This window comes from Sphingobium sp., from assembly GCF_041987595.1.
Lineage (GTDB): Bacteria > Pseudomonadota > Alphaproteobacteria > Sphingomonadales > Sphingomonadaceae > Sphingobium.
Genome location: NZ_JBHIWJ010000041.1, coordinates 24,367 through 38,639 on the forward strand (window position 1 = coordinate 24,367; position 14,273 = coordinate 38,639).

At 63.6% G+C, this 14,273-nt stretch carries 13 protein-coding genes and 1 riboswitch; of the genes, 2 read left to right on the forward strand and 11 right to left on the reverse strand.

The features are described from left to right. Positions 1-146: 146 nt before the first annotated feature. The 7 genes from cobU to ACFC3J_RS12215 are packed head-to-tail and all read right to left on the reverse strand — an operon-like array spanning position 147 to position 5,254. Positions 147-656 carry a bifunctional adenosylcobinamide kinase/adenosylcobinamide-phosphate guanylyltransferase gene (gene cobU / locus ACFC3J_RS12185; RefSeq protein WP_375196438.1) on the reverse strand — a complete coding sequence of 170 codons (510 nt, stop codon included), beginning with the start codon at positions 654-656 and terminating at the stop codon, positions 147-149. Further along, positions 653-1,585: an adenosylcobinamide-phosphate synthase CbiB gene (cbiB, locus tag ACFC3J_RS12190; protein WP_375196439.1), complete on the reverse strand. Its 933-nt coding sequence runs from the start codon at positions 1,583-1,585 to the stop codon at positions 653-655. The genes cobU and cbiB overlap by 4 nt, the downstream gene beginning before the upstream one ends. Next, complete coding sequence (locus tag ACFC3J_RS12195; protein ID WP_375196440.1) at positions 1,578-2,555, reverse strand: aminotransferase class I/II-fold pyridoxal phosphate-dependent enzyme; 978 nt, start codon at positions 2,553-2,555, stop codon at positions 1,578-1,580. Before ACFC3J_RS12195 ends, cbiB begins: the two co-directional genes overlap by 8 nt. Then, positions 2,552-3,262, reverse strand: coding sequence for an adenosylcobinamide-GDP ribazoletransferase (locus ACFC3J_RS12200; RefSeq protein ID WP_375196441.1), 711 nt, complete (start codon positions 3,260-3,262; stop codon positions 2,552-2,554). The genes ACFC3J_RS12195 and ACFC3J_RS12200 overlap by 4 nt, the downstream gene beginning before the upstream one ends. Next, on the reverse strand, positions 3,259-3,837 hold the full coding sequence (locus ACFC3J_RS12205) for a histidine phosphatase family protein (protein WP_375196442.1): 579 nt from the start codon (positions 3,835-3,837) through the stop codon (positions 3,259-3,261). The genes ACFC3J_RS12200 and ACFC3J_RS12205 overlap by 4 nt, the downstream gene beginning before the upstream one ends. After that, on the reverse strand, positions 3,834-4,850 hold the full coding sequence (cobT, locus tag ACFC3J_RS12210; RefSeq protein WP_375196443.1) for a nicotinate-nucleotide--dimethylbenzimidazole phosphoribosyltransferase: 1,017 nt from the start codon (positions 4,848-4,850) through the stop codon (positions 3,834-3,836). Before cobT ends, ACFC3J_RS12205 begins: the two co-directional genes overlap by 4 nt. Continuing rightward, positions 4,847-5,254, reverse strand: coding sequence for a DUF1636 domain-containing protein (locus ACFC3J_RS12215; RefSeq protein WP_375196444.1), 408 nt, complete (start codon positions 5,252-5,254; stop codon positions 4,847-4,849). The genes cobT and ACFC3J_RS12215 overlap by 4 nt, the downstream gene beginning before the upstream one ends. Before the next feature lie 179 nt (positions 5,255-5,433). Beyond that, positions 5,434-5,619: riboswitch (cobalamin riboswitch) on the reverse strand. Positions 5,620-5,926: 307 nt separating this feature from the next. On the opposite strand from ACFC3J_RS12215, the gene ACFC3J_RS12220 reads away from it, so the two are divergent. Beyond that, on the forward strand, positions 5,927-6,442 hold the full coding sequence (locus ACFC3J_RS12220) for an MgtC/SapB family protein (RefSeq protein ID WP_375196445.1): 516 nt from the start codon (positions 5,927-5,929) through the stop codon (positions 6,440-6,442). Between the two features lie 125 nt (positions 6,443-6,567). Here ACFC3J_RS12220 and ACFC3J_RS12225 read toward each other — a convergent pair whose 3' ends face one another. Beyond that, entirely contained in the window at positions 6,568-7,899 is a 1,332-nt protein-coding gene (locus ACFC3J_RS12225) for an endo alpha-1,4 polygalactosaminidase (protein ID WP_375196446.1), read from the reverse strand. Between the two features lie 608 nt (positions 7,900-8,507). Here ACFC3J_RS12225 and ACFC3J_RS12230 point away from each other — a divergent pair. Next, positions 8,508-9,413, forward strand: coding sequence for a Ku protein (locus ACFC3J_RS12230; protein WP_375196447.1), 906 nt, complete (start codon positions 8,508-8,510; stop codon positions 9,411-9,413). 70 nt (positions 9,414-9,483) lie between these two features. On the opposite strand, the gene ACFC3J_RS12235 is transcribed toward ACFC3J_RS12230, so the two are convergent. The 3 genes from ACFC3J_RS12235 to ACFC3J_RS12245 form a co-directional block, all read right to left on the reverse strand. Continuing rightward, a complete protein-coding gene (locus tag ACFC3J_RS12235; RefSeq protein ID WP_375196448.1) occupies positions 9,484-10,779 on the reverse strand; it encodes a DUF3422 domain-containing protein in 1,296 nt (431 codons plus the stop codon). A gap of 157 nt (positions 10,780-10,936) precedes the next feature. Next, positions 10,937-12,643 (reverse strand): hypothetical protein, encoded by a 1,707-nt coding sequence (locus tag ACFC3J_RS12240; RefSeq protein ID WP_375196449.1) that lies wholly within the window; start codon positions 12,641-12,643, stop codon positions 10,937-10,939. Positions 12,644-12,676: 33 nt separating this feature from the next. Further along, positions 12,677-14,104: a protoglobin domain-containing protein gene (locus ACFC3J_RS12245; protein ID WP_375196450.1), complete on the reverse strand. Its 1,428-nt coding sequence runs from the start codon at positions 14,102-14,104 to the stop codon at positions 12,677-12,679. Positions 14,105-14,273 lie beyond the last annotated feature (169 nt).

A 14,273-nucleotide genomic window follows, 5' to 3' on the forward strand; every position in this document is an offset into this window, starting at 1 on the left:
TCCAGAAACATTGGGCAAGACGCACTTTCCCAAATATCAGCGCCGCGTTTCGCGCAACGAAGTTTTCTTATACCCCCGTCTAGGTCGCGTTTCCGTACAAACGCTGCGACGGCTCATTTGCTGCCGCAGTATGCGATGGAGCAATATTAACCTTTCAACGTCAAAGGCAGGCCCGCAGCGACCATTACGACTTCCCGGCAGGCTGCCGCCACGGCCTGATTGAGCCACCCCGCTTCGTCCCTGAACCGGCGAGCCAGCGCATTGTCGGGGACGATGCTGAGGCCCACTTCATTGGCCACCAATATGACCGGCACGGGACAACCCTGAACGGCGTCAATCAAGCCTGTCCTTTCGGCCGCAAGATCATGCTCCGCCAACAACAGATTGGACAGCCAAAGAGTGAGGCAATCTACGAGAATGACGTCCGCCAGGCTGGCCGCACGCCAAATCGCGTCAGTTAGATCCATCGGCGCCTCGATCGTCAGCCAGCGCTCCCCCCGTTCCCCTTGATGGCGGGCAATGCGCGCCTCCATCTCGGTGTCGAACGCCTGCGCGGTGGCGATATAGGCAAGCCTCCCTGGAAAAGCCTCGCAGCGCCGCTGCGCATAGCCGCTCTTGCCCGACCGGGCGCCGCCCAGAACCAGCAGGCTTGTCATAGGATCCCCTCCCCGAGCGCGACCACCCCCCAGAGCAAGAGGCAGGCGCGCAAATAGACCCGCAGCCCCGACCGCACGGCTCGCGCGTCTGCCACCACACCCTCCCCGATCCACGGCTTGTCGTGCAGGACACCGTCATAACGGACAGGGCCTGCCAGCCTGATGCCCAGCGCGCCAGCCATCGCCGCTTCCGGCCAGCCCGCGTTGGGCGAGGCATGACGCCGATGATCCCGCCACATCACGGCCCAGCCCCCGCCCGCGACGCACAGCAAAAGCGCCGCGAAGCGCGCCGGAACCCAGTTCAGCAGATCGTCGAACCGCGCCGTGGCCCAGCCGAAATCGGTAAAGGGCGCTTCCTTATGACCGACCAGACTGTCGGCGGTGTTGACCGCCTTATAGGCCCAAACACCGGGCAATCCGAGCAACAACAGCCAGAACAGAGGTGCAACAACCCCGTCGCAGAAGCTTTCGGCCAGACTTTCGATCGCAGCACGCGCCACGCCCGCCTCGTCCAGTTCTTCGGTATCGCGCCCGACGATCCAGCCGACGGTCCGCCGGGCTTCGACAAGATCACCCGCAATCAGCGCCCGCGCCACCGGCAGGACGTGAGCATAAAGGCTCCGCTGCGCCAGCGCTGGCCAGGCCGCCAGCGTGAGACCAAGCCAGGCCCAGCTTCCCGCGCAACGCCTTATCGCCCATTCGAGCGCCAGTCCCGCGCCGCCAGCCACCGCAAGGAGGATCAACAGCAACGCGACCCCGCCCCAGCGGCGCGCCCGGCCGGCCCGGACCGGCTTGTTCCACTTGCGCTCCAACGTTCCGATGATCCGCGCGAAGCCACCCACGGGATGCCCGGTCCGGGCATGGAGCCAGTCCGGCCAGCCCAACGCCGCATCCAGCATCAACGCCGCCAGCGCTACAGGTTCAACCATGCCCAAGCGCCCGGTCAAGCCGTTCGAACGCCCGCTCATCGCCCGGAAGGCCGATCCGCAGCCAGCGCGCATTCTCCTCGAACGGCCGCGTCAAAATGGCCGCCCGCGCCAGACGGTCGAACAGCGCGAAGCCATCCTCCACCTCCACCAGTCGAAACAGCGGACATTCCCCACGCGCCTCCAGCCCATGCCCCATCAGCACGCCATCCAGCCGCGCCGCCCGATCCTTCAACAGCATTATCGCATCGGCCATCCACTCGCGATTTCGATAGGCCGCCGTGCCAAAGGCGATGGCGGCGGCCGAAACCGGCCATTCCCCCATCATCCGGCGCGCCTGCGCCACGATCGCCCGCGGCCCGACAAGAAAGCCCAGACGAACGCCGGCCAGTCCGAAAAACTTGCCGAAGGAGCGCAAGAGGACCAGCCGCCGCGCGTCATTCACCTCGCCTGCCAGACTGCATTGGGGCACGACGTCGGCATAGGCCTCGTCCACGACCAGCCAGCCCCCGGCCCGTTCCAGTCGTTGCAGCCAATGCCTCAAAAGCGGAGGCGCAATGATGCGGCCGTCAGGATTGTTCGGATTGGCCAGCAACAGGGCCACCTTAGCATCCAGCGCTTCTCCGCCATCCCGCACCGGCTGGCCGGAAGCGAATATCTCGCCATGCGTCCGATAGCTCGGCACCAGCCAGCGCCCCGGCAGATCGAGCAACCGTCCGACCAGCCGCAAGCCCATCTCGCTGCCCGGCAGCGTGCAGACAAAGGCGGGATCGACGCCGAAATGCGCCGCTGCCGCCTCTTCCAGAGCGCTCAGGCCGTCCGGCTCCGGCAGGGCACGCCAGTCCACGCTCACCGTCTCCACCCCAGGCCAGACGATCGGGCTGATTCCGGTCGAGAGGTCGATCCAATCCTCCCCGCCATAAAGCGCCTGCGCCTCGGCCAGTCGTCCGCCATGCCAGGTGAAGCCGCTCATCGCATTGTCACCATCACGGCCAGCAGCGCGCTTTCCATCCATTCGATGCCTGCGCCATGCCCGTCGCCGTTGATCCCGCCGATCCGGCTGCGCAGCCAGCAATGCCAGAGCGGGATGAACGCCGCCGCCGCCAGCAGCGCTGGAACCCACCAGCTCAAAAGCACGGCCAGACCGGACCAAAGGACAAGCGCAAGCGGCGTCCACCCTTCGCGAAAACGGCTCGCCAGCCCCTCATGCAGGGGGGCAAGCGACCGCGCCCAGACAAGCGGGCCGATTCGCGCCACCATGGCGAGCGGGATCAGCATCCAGACCGGAAAAGCCTCCAGCCAGAGCCGGAGCAACACCAGCTTTGCCAGCAATTGGAGGACGATGGCGACCACGCCAAAGCTCCCGACATGAGGGTCGGCCAGCACGGCGGACAGCTTCGCGCGATCAGCATGCGCGGCGCCAGCGGCATCGGCAATGTCGCCCAGCCCATCCAGATGCAGCGCCCCGGTTACGGCAACCCAGACTACCAGTCCGAACAAGGCGCCCGCCCAGTTATCGGCCCTGATGCCCAGCCCTGCGGCCCCGGCGACGATGACGCCGACCGCCAGCCCCGCGGCGGGAAACCATCGGATCGCAGCGGCGAAGTCTGCCTCGTCAGCCCTGACCGAAGGCAGCGGCAGGCTGGTCATCAGTTGCAGCGCCAGGATCAGGCGCCTCATGTCAGCAGCCCGGTCATCTGGCCGGTCATCTGGCCGGACAACTGCTCGCCGGGCCAGACCTTCAGGCTGAGGACCGCGCCATAGGGTAGATCGACCGCCCAGCCCTGTCGCATGTCGAAGCCGCATAGAACCGCCAAGGCGGCCCGCATGGCGCCTGCATGACAGATGATCAGCATCGGATCGCAGCACGCATGGAGCGCTGTCGCGATCCGCCCGCGAAGGTCGCTCCACCGCTCGCCGCCGGGGGGCGGAAAGCGATCGGGATCACGCCAGAAGCGCGCCAGATCACCCTGCGGCAAAAGCGCCGGATCGGCCCCGTCCCATTGGCCGAAATGCAATTCCCGCCATTGGGGGTCGGCATTATGAGGCACCGCCCGCTCGGCCGCGATGATCGCGCCCGGCGCCCATGCCCTCGACAGGTCGGACGTCACCACCCGGGCAAAATCCAGCGTGCGCGCCCGCTCGACGCAAAGCGCCACGCCCTGCGCGCTGGACGGCTCATCCTCATGGCCCCACAACCGCCCCGGCCGTTCAGGCGCGCCATGGCGCATCAGGTGAAGGGCAAAGCCGTTCACAACGCCCCGGCGACCGCGGCTTCGGCAAAGGTCGCCATGCCATCATGCGCCGCCAGCGCCGACCGCACGATCTGCGTCGCCACCGCCGCGCCGCTCCCTTCCCCCAGCCGCATGCCCAGCCGCAGCAAAGGCTCCAGCCCCAGCGCCGCCAGCAGCCGCTCATGCCCGGCTTCGGCGGAACAATGGGCCGCCAGACAATGGCCGGTGATCGCCGGGTTGTCATGCGCCAGCGGCGCGACGGCCGCGCAACCGATAAAGCCGTCCAGCATCACCGGCACATGGCTCATCCGCGCCGCCAGCAAGGCGCCCGCCATGGCCGCGATCTCCCGCCCGCCAAGGCGGCGCAACGCCTCGAAGGCATCGCTGCATCCGCGACCATGCCGTGAGAGCGCCAGCGTCACCGCTTCCGCCTTGCGCGCCAGGCCATGCGCGTCCACGCCGGTCCCGCGACCCACCCAAAGCTCGGCCGCGCCGCCAAAGGCCTGCGCGCACAGCGCCGCCGCCGGGGTGGTGTTGGCGATTCCCATCTCGCCCAGCAGCAACAGGTCGAGGCCCGGCTCCACCACCGCCGCGCCCGCATTGAGCGCGTCCAGACAGTCCGCCTCGCTCATCGCCGGTTCGACGCAAATGTCGCCGGTTGGCCGGTCGAGATCGAGTGCCACGATGGCCAGTTCCGCCCCGCACGCCCCGGCAAGCGCATTGATCGCTGCCCCGCCATGGTGGAAATTCGCGACCATCTGCGCGGTCACTTCCGCCGGAAAGGCGCTGACGCCGCGTGCCGCAACGCCATGATTGCCCGCGAAGACCGCTGCCCGGACGCGCTCGACGCGGGGCCGTTCCCGTCCTTGCCAACCCGCCAAGAACAGCGCGATCTCTTCCAGCCGCCCCAGCGATCCGGGGGGCTTGGTCAGCATCCGCTGCCGTGCCGCCGCTGCCTCTGTAGCGGCTGCATCGGCTTCCGAAAGAGTCGCCAAGGCCGCGGCAAAGCCTGCCCTGTCGTCAAATCGGATCATGAGCAGACAAACCCTTCGGGCGGCGTGCGGACGATGAAATGCCCCTTCACCCCCTGCGGCCAGTCGGCATAGCGCACCACGCCCTCCTCGCTCGCGGCATGATGCACCGCATAGTCCAGAATGGCGCGCGCGGCGTCTTCGTCGGGCGTGAAATCGCCCAGCACATAGCCGACTTTGCCCGTTCCCCTGACATGCACAGTGCAATGGCGCTGGCAGGCGAACAGGCATGGCATGTCCTGCACCGCCACCCCGGCATAGGCCGGATCGCTCGCCTGAACGCTGCGCATGGCCTCCGCCAACAGCGCGCCGCCGCGCCGCCCGTCGCCATCCTCCCGGCTTTCCGCTGACAGGCGGCAGGTCGAACAGACGACCACCGACGCCCCGCTTTCCACGGCGCGCAACATCAGCGCCGATATCCCTTGACAGTCACTCCGCATCCTCCAACCGGACGGCAAAATACCCGCCGGAGAAGCGGTCAAGGGGAGGCGCGCGACGCGACCCGCCCTCGCTCGGCCGCACCGGCAAGGCGATGGCTGTCGCTCGGCGAGGGAAATCCCCGTTCGGCCGGCACACCCTGTCCGGTCGAAGAACGACTGCGTCAGGCAGGTCTCCTGGCTTGCGGGTCCATGCCTTCCGGCCGCCTTCTCGGGGACATCCCCAATGGCGAAATGGCCGGATGGCTCGCCGCTCACAGTTGCAGGGGCAGCGCGGGCATCACCCGACTTCCCTTTTCATCCCGCATCGGGGAACCTGTCGCGCCGCCGCTGATAAAGTCCGATACGCTTCATCGCAAGGGGCAGGACGATGTACGCGTCGCATGCTTCTTTATCTTCTCCTCGCCCCGCCCATCTGCTAAACTGCGATCAATGATGTGGGGAGAGGAGCCGTGGTCTTTCTGGCTCGTTGCATGGATTGGCTTTGCGGGCTTTTCGCCTGCTCAGCGGAAAATGATTTGCGTCTCAATCAGTTGATTGCACATATGCAGTCCGACGGCGACGATCTTTAATCTCACCCCTATCTGATCACGACCTGTTTTCCCTTCGGGCAGGGAACGGCCCATCCCCTGATGTGTATTTATGGCCATGCTGGCCAATGATCTCGGCACGACGCTCGTTCGACTTTGCCTCGCTACCCTGCTCGGCCTTGCCCTGGGGTTTGAGAGGGAAAGACACGGTCATGATGCGGGCCTGCGCACCCATGGCCTTGTATCACTGAGTTCCGCGATGCTGACGCTGTCGGCGCTCGAGCTTGCCGAGGGTTATAAGGACAGCGACCCGGTTCGCGTCGTTCAGGGGCTGGCGCAGGCCATCGGCTTCATCGCGGGCGGGCTGATTTTCGTGCGTGGCGGCGACGTCCGCAACATGACAACCGCCGCGAGCCTATGGATGGCTGCAGCAGTCGGCATCACCGCGGGCGCCGGGCAATATGTCCTCGTCCTGGCCGGATCAATGATCGCGTTGCTACTGCTTTCACTTATGCTGATGGTCGAGAAGCGCTTCGCCCGTCGCGAAGAAAAGCCCGATTGCGCAAGCAAGGACAGCATCAGGATGCCGAACCGGAGAGGATCCGCCGCAAAAGACAGTGACGGTTAAGTGAAGCGCCCGGCCAGAGGCAGGCAGCGCGCCGTTCCCATGTGCAGAGGTTATGAACAAGGAGTGGCTGGCCCTGCCTGGCCCAGCCACTCCGGACTTTACCCGAAGCCGGGTAGCCCCCTCGCCTAGAAAATCGAAAAATCCGCATGGTCCAGATGCGTGCCCAGCAGCACCGTAGCGATCTGCACCTGACCCGCCCGTCCGGTTCCGTCGGGATCATAATAAACCGCCCCCGTCGCGGAGTTATAAATCACATGATCGTTGGCGTCGTGCGCCCGGCTGCCTTCCCAAAAAGCGCTATCAGCCAGTCCGCCAATCGGCCCCGCCGCACCGAAGGCCAGATGGTCCAAGGCAATCTTGTCGACGCCATGCTCGAAATCCGCAATTTTGTCGAAATTCTTGCTGCCGGATGCGTTGAATATGAACGTGTCGGCGCCTGTTCCGCCAGTCAGCTTGTCATTGCCTCTGCCACCGTCAAGGCGATCGTTTCCGGCATTGCCGAACAGACTGTCACCGCCGCTTTTCCCATATAGCTTGTCGTTGCCAGCGCCGCCTGTCAGCGTGTTGGCGGCGCTGTCGCCCGTCAGGACCAGATCCGCAGGGACGGAGGGCGGTGGCGGAGCGGTTGTGGTCGTATCCCAATCGGCATGAATATATTGCCCCGGCAGCACGCCGCTATAGCTGATTCCATTGAGATCGATGTCCGCCGTATAATAGCCGACACCGTCATGCGCCGCCTGGGCTTGCACATCGGCGATAGCGGTCTGACTGGAAACATATTCGATCGCGATGACGTCTTTTCCTGCGGCTATCATCTTCTGAAGAAGTGCAAGGCTCGCCTGCGTTTCGCTGATCGGCTGCTTGGCACCCGAGTCGGTATAATAGAGATTTTCCTTATACATACCTTCCAGGTGCGAAAAATAAGTGTCGTTTGCGAGCAATTCCTCAGCGTTATTCGCCCATATCTTGAAGTTCGGGTTTTTTGCGTGCGCATAATCCGCGAGATAGGCGACCAGATCGGCCATGGCCTGCTCCGCTCCAGCGGCACCGCCGGGCGCATTGGCCTTGGCCCAGGCTTGCTGATATTCATCGACGACGTCGAAATAGACGCCGTCATATCCCGCCGCCAACATCTTATCGATATAGGCCGTGGCCACCGCTCGCCATTCAGCCGTCCAATAGGCGACCTGATAATTCCCGTTCCACTGCGGATTTTCAGGACCCAGCGCCGCCTGGGGAATGGTGTTGAAATAATCCCTGTAATCTTCCGCTTCACCGATGCTGAAATAGCCGAGCAGCAGCGAACTGCCCGGCCCGCCGCCCATCTGGGCCACCTGCGCGGCCGTAAAGGGCGTGCCGGCATCGTTGTAAATATCGATGACCTTGACGTCGAAAGGCGCCGTGGCGACCTCGGAAGGAACGACCCCTTGAAGAACATACATGCCCGTGTGCGGCATAGCTTACTCCTGACGAATATTGTTCGGATGGAAAGAAGAAACAGCGCGAATGACGGTCGGCCGGCCAGTCTGCTCCCGGCCCCATTCCGCATCGCTTGCGTTTCGAGGTTGATGCTTCCCCGCGGGCGGAGAGAAATGAAGGCCGGTGTTGACAGCCTGTCTCTTTGAACTTAAAGGAAAATGCTACCGGTCTGGATCGGCAGAATATGGCTTTGGCTTCCTGCGAAGAAGCGGCAACGAAGTCATAGTAAAAACCCTCCCCATGACGGTCCCCAAAACCGACATTCGGACGACATTGCCGTCGAAACCTGTCTCCCAGATGAACAGGCTTACCCCTCTATTTCGCTTGCGATGAGCGGAGGCGCCGCTCCGATGGCCGGAATGGCATGACGGCGGCTTGGGATGATGACGCCAGCGTCTACCGGCAAAATGTGCAGGCACCCCTTGCCGGTTGGATGAGAATCGGAAGGCGACGAAACAGCCAGAGAACGGCCCCGATCAGCAGATCTGCTGATCGGCAGGATCAGACCAGCCGCAGTGCCCCTTCGCTGTGCGGAACCGCTGCCTTCCAGCGGCATTAAGCCTTTGCCTGCGCAAAGGAGACGCACATGCCCGCCCGGCCCTATTGGAGAGGACAGATCAGGCTCGCTCTGGTGTCGATCCCGGTCGAAATATACTCAGCCACCAAAAGCGGCGCCACGATCGCGTTCAACCAGATTCATGAGCCGTCCGGCAAGCGCATCAAATATGAAAAGATCGTTCCGGGCATCGGTCCGGTAAATGTGGATGACATCGTCAAGGGCTATGAATATGCCAAGGGCGAATATGTCCTTCTCGATGAAGAGGAGATTGAAGGGGTAAAGCTGGAAAGCAAGAAGACGCTTGAGCTGACCCAATTTGTCGACAGCGACGAAATCGACATGATCTATTTCGAAAAGCCCTATTATGTCGTTCCCGCCGACGACCTTGCCGAAGAGGCGTTCGTCGTCCTGCGGGAGGCGCTCCGCCGATCGCGCAAGATCGGCCTTGGCCAGCTTGCCATGCGCGGCCGCGAATATGTCGTCAGCATCAAGGCGTGCGGCCGCGGCATGGTCATGGAAACGTTGCGCTATGCCGATGAGGTCAACAAGGCCGCCAGCTATTTCCGCGACATTGGCGACGCTGAACCAGACGAGGATCTGCTCGATCTGGCCACCACCCTCATCGACAAGAAGAGCGGGAAATTCGACGCGAGCGAATTTCACGATCGCTATATCGACGCCCTCAAGGAACTCATCGAACGCAAGAAAAAGGGCAAAACGCTCAACATCGAAGCCGAAGAGGGCCGCGCGCCTTCTCGCGGCGACAATGTCATCGACCTGATGGCTGCGCTGAAACGGTCGATCGGCGGTTCGGCGGGCGGCGCGTCCAAATCCGGCGGCGGCCGATCGACGGCGAAAGCCCCCGCCAAGACGGCCGCCAAAAGGCCGCCCGCCAGGAAAGCCGCCAAGACGCCTGCCCGCAAGACGGCCTGACGGCCCCGCCCCTTTTTTCGCTTGCCGCATTTTGAAAGCCGCCAGCCATCCGGCCGACTTCAAAAACGCCTCAATGCCCCTCCGATGGCAGCCGTTTGACCTTCCTGATCTGGCCGATGCCTAAGAAAACCGTGATGATCGTGACAGGGAACAGGGCAATGTCGACCCAGCCGGGCAGATGCAGCCCCTGAAGCTCCAGTGCCTCTTTCAGATGATGCCAGAGGCCCAGTGCATAATAGCTGATCGCGACCACCGACAGGCCCTCGACCGTATGCTGGAGGCGTAGCTGAAGTCCGGTCCGGCGATCCATGGATGCCAGAAGATCCCGATTACGCCGGGCGAGCGCGGTATCGATCCGCGTGCGAAGCAGGGCGCTGGTCCAGGCGGCGCGCTGCGCCAGATCCTCCAGCCGCCGGGTAAAGGCATCGCAGGTGCGCATGGCCGGAAGCAGCCGCCGCTCGGTAAAATCGTCGAGCGAGCGATAGCCGCGCACCGGCGCGACGGCGAGGCGGCGGATACGGTCGCGGCAGATTTCGGCATAGGCCTGGGTCGCGCTCATCCGATAGCGGGTTTGCGCCATAATCTCCGCCAGCTCGGCGCTGAGGGCGGAGAGTTGCTCCAGCACCTGATCGGCGTCCGCATCCTTCTGGGCGACGCGGCTGGTGATCGCCGTCAGCCGCTGTTCCAGCCCGGTGAGAAGCGGCGTCGCCTTTTGCGCTTCCGGCAAGCCAAGCAGCGCGATCTTGCGGTAATTGCCCAGTTCCTGAAGCCGCTGGACCAGTTGCGAGCTTTCGCCGCCTTGCAACCCCTTGTCATGGATCAACAGCCGCCCAAAACCATCTGCATGCAAGCGGAAGTCGCTCCATATCCGGGCCTGACCATCCGCGACATCGGATATGATGAGATCGTCGATGGCGAAATGCGCTGCGATGACAGTGGGCGGAGGTTCGTCCTTCACCAACGCGATCTGGGTGGAACGGATGATCCGGCCGGGAATTTCCGCCATCCAGCGCGGCACATCGCCGAAAGGCGCAAGGTCGAACAGAGTCCCGCCCTCTTGAGGAGCGAGGAAGCTGTAGGTCATATATTCGGTGTGCCGCTCCCAGGAAAAATGGAGATCGCCGATCCGGTCGGCGAAAAAACGGTCGCCGGCCTCAAAGCCGGGAAAGCGTTCGGCAAGCAGAGTGATACTGTCATGGGCCTGCGGTTCGTCGATCAGCAGAACGAATTGCAGCGCAAGGGCTGGGGCTTCGAAACGAGGCAGGCCGCGAATATGCATTTCCCGCGAGAGGGAAGCGCGCAGCGTATGATTGCGCGCGCTGAGCGCCCCGAACGGATCGGTCGGCATGCTGATCATGTCGTCCATAGACCGTTACCCCCTCGGCATGTTGCATCCAAAGTCCGGCGACGCCGCGACTATCGATTGTTAACCCGGCGGGATCGCAATTGGCAATTGGCCCTGCCCGAAAGAATGACGGGCGGCATAAGGGGACGCCATTTCTCGACATTCACAGGCCTGCGCCCTAGAACAGTCCGTCATCGAACAGATCATCCGCTTCGGATGGGTCAGTGGCACTTGCCTCCTCACCCGGCAGAAAGATGCGGTGGATTTCCCGCTCCCGCTCCATGGTGTAGCGGGCCGCGATCTGGCTCATCAATTCCTCGGCCGCGTCCGGCAGCACATCTTCAGACGCCGCTTCCGCGACACCAGCGAGATCAGCGAGTTGTCGGGCCGCGTCGCCAAGCGCCCGGCCTATGCCCGCCTCGCTTCCGATCCCGTCCGTCGCGTCCCGCAGCATCGTTCCGATCTGCGCGGCTTCCTGATCGACGCTGGACAAGCTATCGGCCATGCGCGCACTGCCGCCGCGTATTGCGTCGAGCGACTGGAGCAGGAGATCGCTGGTATCCGCCCCCTCATCCGCCGCGCCCCGCACCCCGATTTCCCTGGACGCGCTATCGATCCGGTCGAAGCTCTGCGACACCATGGCCCAGATATCCGCCAGATGGCGCGAAAAGGACTGGATTTCCTCCGATATCACCGCCAGCCCCCGGCCATCCGATCCCAGTCCCCGGCATTGCAATGCGGTGTTCCACGCCATCTGCTCGACATCCTTCTGGATGCGGTTGACCGCCTTCAGCCGGTCGAACAGACTTTCAGCGGCTTGGGAAGTGGCCTGGCCCAATTTCGCGCTGTCCGCTTCCGCCGCGCACAGTTGGCGCGTAACGCTGGCGATGTCGCCAATATCCTGTTCCAGCCTGTGCAGCACCTGCTGAATATCGCTGCTGCTGCCGCCTTCCCGCATATCGGACAGCCGCTCCGCATCAGGCGCTATGCCCCGCAGACTATCAACCAATGTGACGGTTTCGCGCAGGAAATCCTCCACCGTGTCGGCAGCCTGCGCAGCGAGCATCGCCATCACCAGATCGCTTGCCGCCCTGGCTGCGTGGTCATCCTCGCAGGTTGCGACGTGAGCTTCCAGCAGGTCGAGCGCTTCGGAAATATGCTCCAGCCGCTGGCGGGTAATATCCCCAATCTGAAGCGCCCCCAGCGCGACCGCCACCTTCCCGCGAATGTCGCGGGCAAGCGCGGCGATCTGTCCGGCCAGTCCCGCGCTGTCGTCCTGAAGCCTTTGCAAGGCCACCGCGTCGGCGGCCAGCTTTTGCGGCACTCGCGGAATTACGGCAGCACATTCCCCGGCCAGCAGCCGGTCTGCGGCGGCCATCTGTCCGATGCTCCGGCTCAGGTCCGCAATCTCCGCTTCGAACTCGTCGACCTGATGGCCGGCCTGCTCCAGCTTGTAAAACATCTGGTCGGCAAAGCCGGCAAAGCCGTCAGCCCCTGCCGCCGTCACCTTGATGTTCAGGCCGCAGATATGGAGGAAGGACAGCGTGCGCCTGATCTGCTTCAAATGCAGAAACAATTCGTCGCTCGCGGCCTTGATCATCTCCAGGCTCTGCTGGCGGCGTCCCTGTTCGGCGGGCAATTGCGTCAGGCGATCGGCGGTCAGGCGCATGGTCTCAATCGCAGTCGCCGCGGTCTGGCGGTTCATCGCGCTGGTGACGCCTTCCAGGGATGACACCAGCCGCTCGACAATCTCATAGGCATTCGCCAAGGCGCCGCCTGCGCTTACGAAACGCGCGTCAAGACCTGCCGCCAGCCCGCTCAATATCTCGCTGATGCCAGCCAGCGACGGATTGTCGCCGGTGACGGCCACTGCCGGAAAATGCACCTTGTTTCTCCTGTCAGAATGGATCGGCGGTTTTCAGCGCGCCGCCACCGGCGTAGGCAGCTGCTGCCCGACATTGAAGCGGCCCGCCTGCCGTGCAAGGCTGGTGGCGTCGTCATGCAGCGACTGCGCGGCCACCGACGCCTTTTCGATCATTGACGCGTTTTGCTGCGTTGCGCGGTCCATCGTACCCACCACCATATTGATCTCGGAAATGGCGTTGGACTGGGCGGCATTGTCTCGCGTCATCTGCGCAATCAGCGCGTGAACACGATCGAATTTGACCGCAGCACCGGTCAGCGCATCATCCACGCGCGCGACGGCTTCCACAGCGACGGCAATTTCCGACTGCGTTGCGGATAGGCCTTCACGGGCCTTTTGCGCCTCCTCCTCCGCCCTCATCGCAAGCGCGCGGACGAGATCGGCTACAACGGCGAAGCCGCGTCCGGCCTCGCCCGCGCGCCCCGCTTCGACTGCCGCATTCATCGCGAGCACCCGGGTCTGGAAGGCGATCTTGTCGACGCCCTCGATGACCGTATCGATATTCCGCGCACTGTCATTGACCATATGCATGGTGTGCACGGCATCGCTGGCCCCATGCTTGCCCTGCTCCATCGCCGTCCGCGCTTCATCGGCAATGGTGAGCGTTTCGCGTGCGCCGGTGGCGGTATTCTTCACCCGGCCTTCCACTTCCCCGAGCGTGACCGCCGCCTGCTCCAGCGCGGCGGCGTTGCTTTCCATGCGCCGGGCAAGATCTTCGGATGTTTGGGCAATGTCGTGCGCCCCGTCCTGAATCGTCCCCGACGCCCGCACCACCGAGCCGATCGTGTCCCGCAGATTGGCGAGCGTCTGGTTATAGGAGCGCTCCAACGAAGTGAAGGCAACCGGCAGACCGCTCACATCCCGGTCCAGATCGCCCCTTGCCAACCGCACCAGGGCGCCATCGAGGCTGGCGATGGCCTGATTGCGTTCGGCGGCCGCTTCCTCGAAATAGATGGAAATGGAAAGGTCCATGTCCATAAGTGCTGCCTTGGCCAGCGCAGCGGCCATCTCACCGCTTCCCCCGCGTCGGAGCAAGCGCTGAAAGGGCGAGCGCGAGCGGTCTACGGCGCGGAAGATCTCCTCCAGAATAAGTGCGTAAGCGCCGATATACCAGCGTGGCTCCAATCCGATGCGGGCATGGACCGATCCGATCCGCCGGACGCTGTCATGATATCCGGCGTCGAAACGCGCATCGACGATGTGCATCCAGTGACGGACCTGCGCTGCTCGCGCGCTCTTCCTATGCGCTTCATCCCGGAAAAAGCGGGCGGTCTCGGGCGTCGCGCCTGCACGGGCGTAGAAATGGTCGAGCGCAGGGCCGATGCATCGTTCCAGGATCGGCCGGGATGCCCGGAGGATGCGCCGCTGTCTTTCGTCCAGTCCGAAAAACCGCAATCGCTCTTCGATATCCCTGATGCTCATTTCCCGATCCTTGTTGCGATCCGGCCGCGACCTCCTGCGGGCCGGGCTGCATGATGTCATGATAGAGGGAAGAAGACGCGTGCGGTCGGAAGCATGGGTTATTGTTGCGCGGGAAACAGTCATGTTCCAGCCGTTCAATGACTAAATCGTTACGTCAAAAGGCTTATTT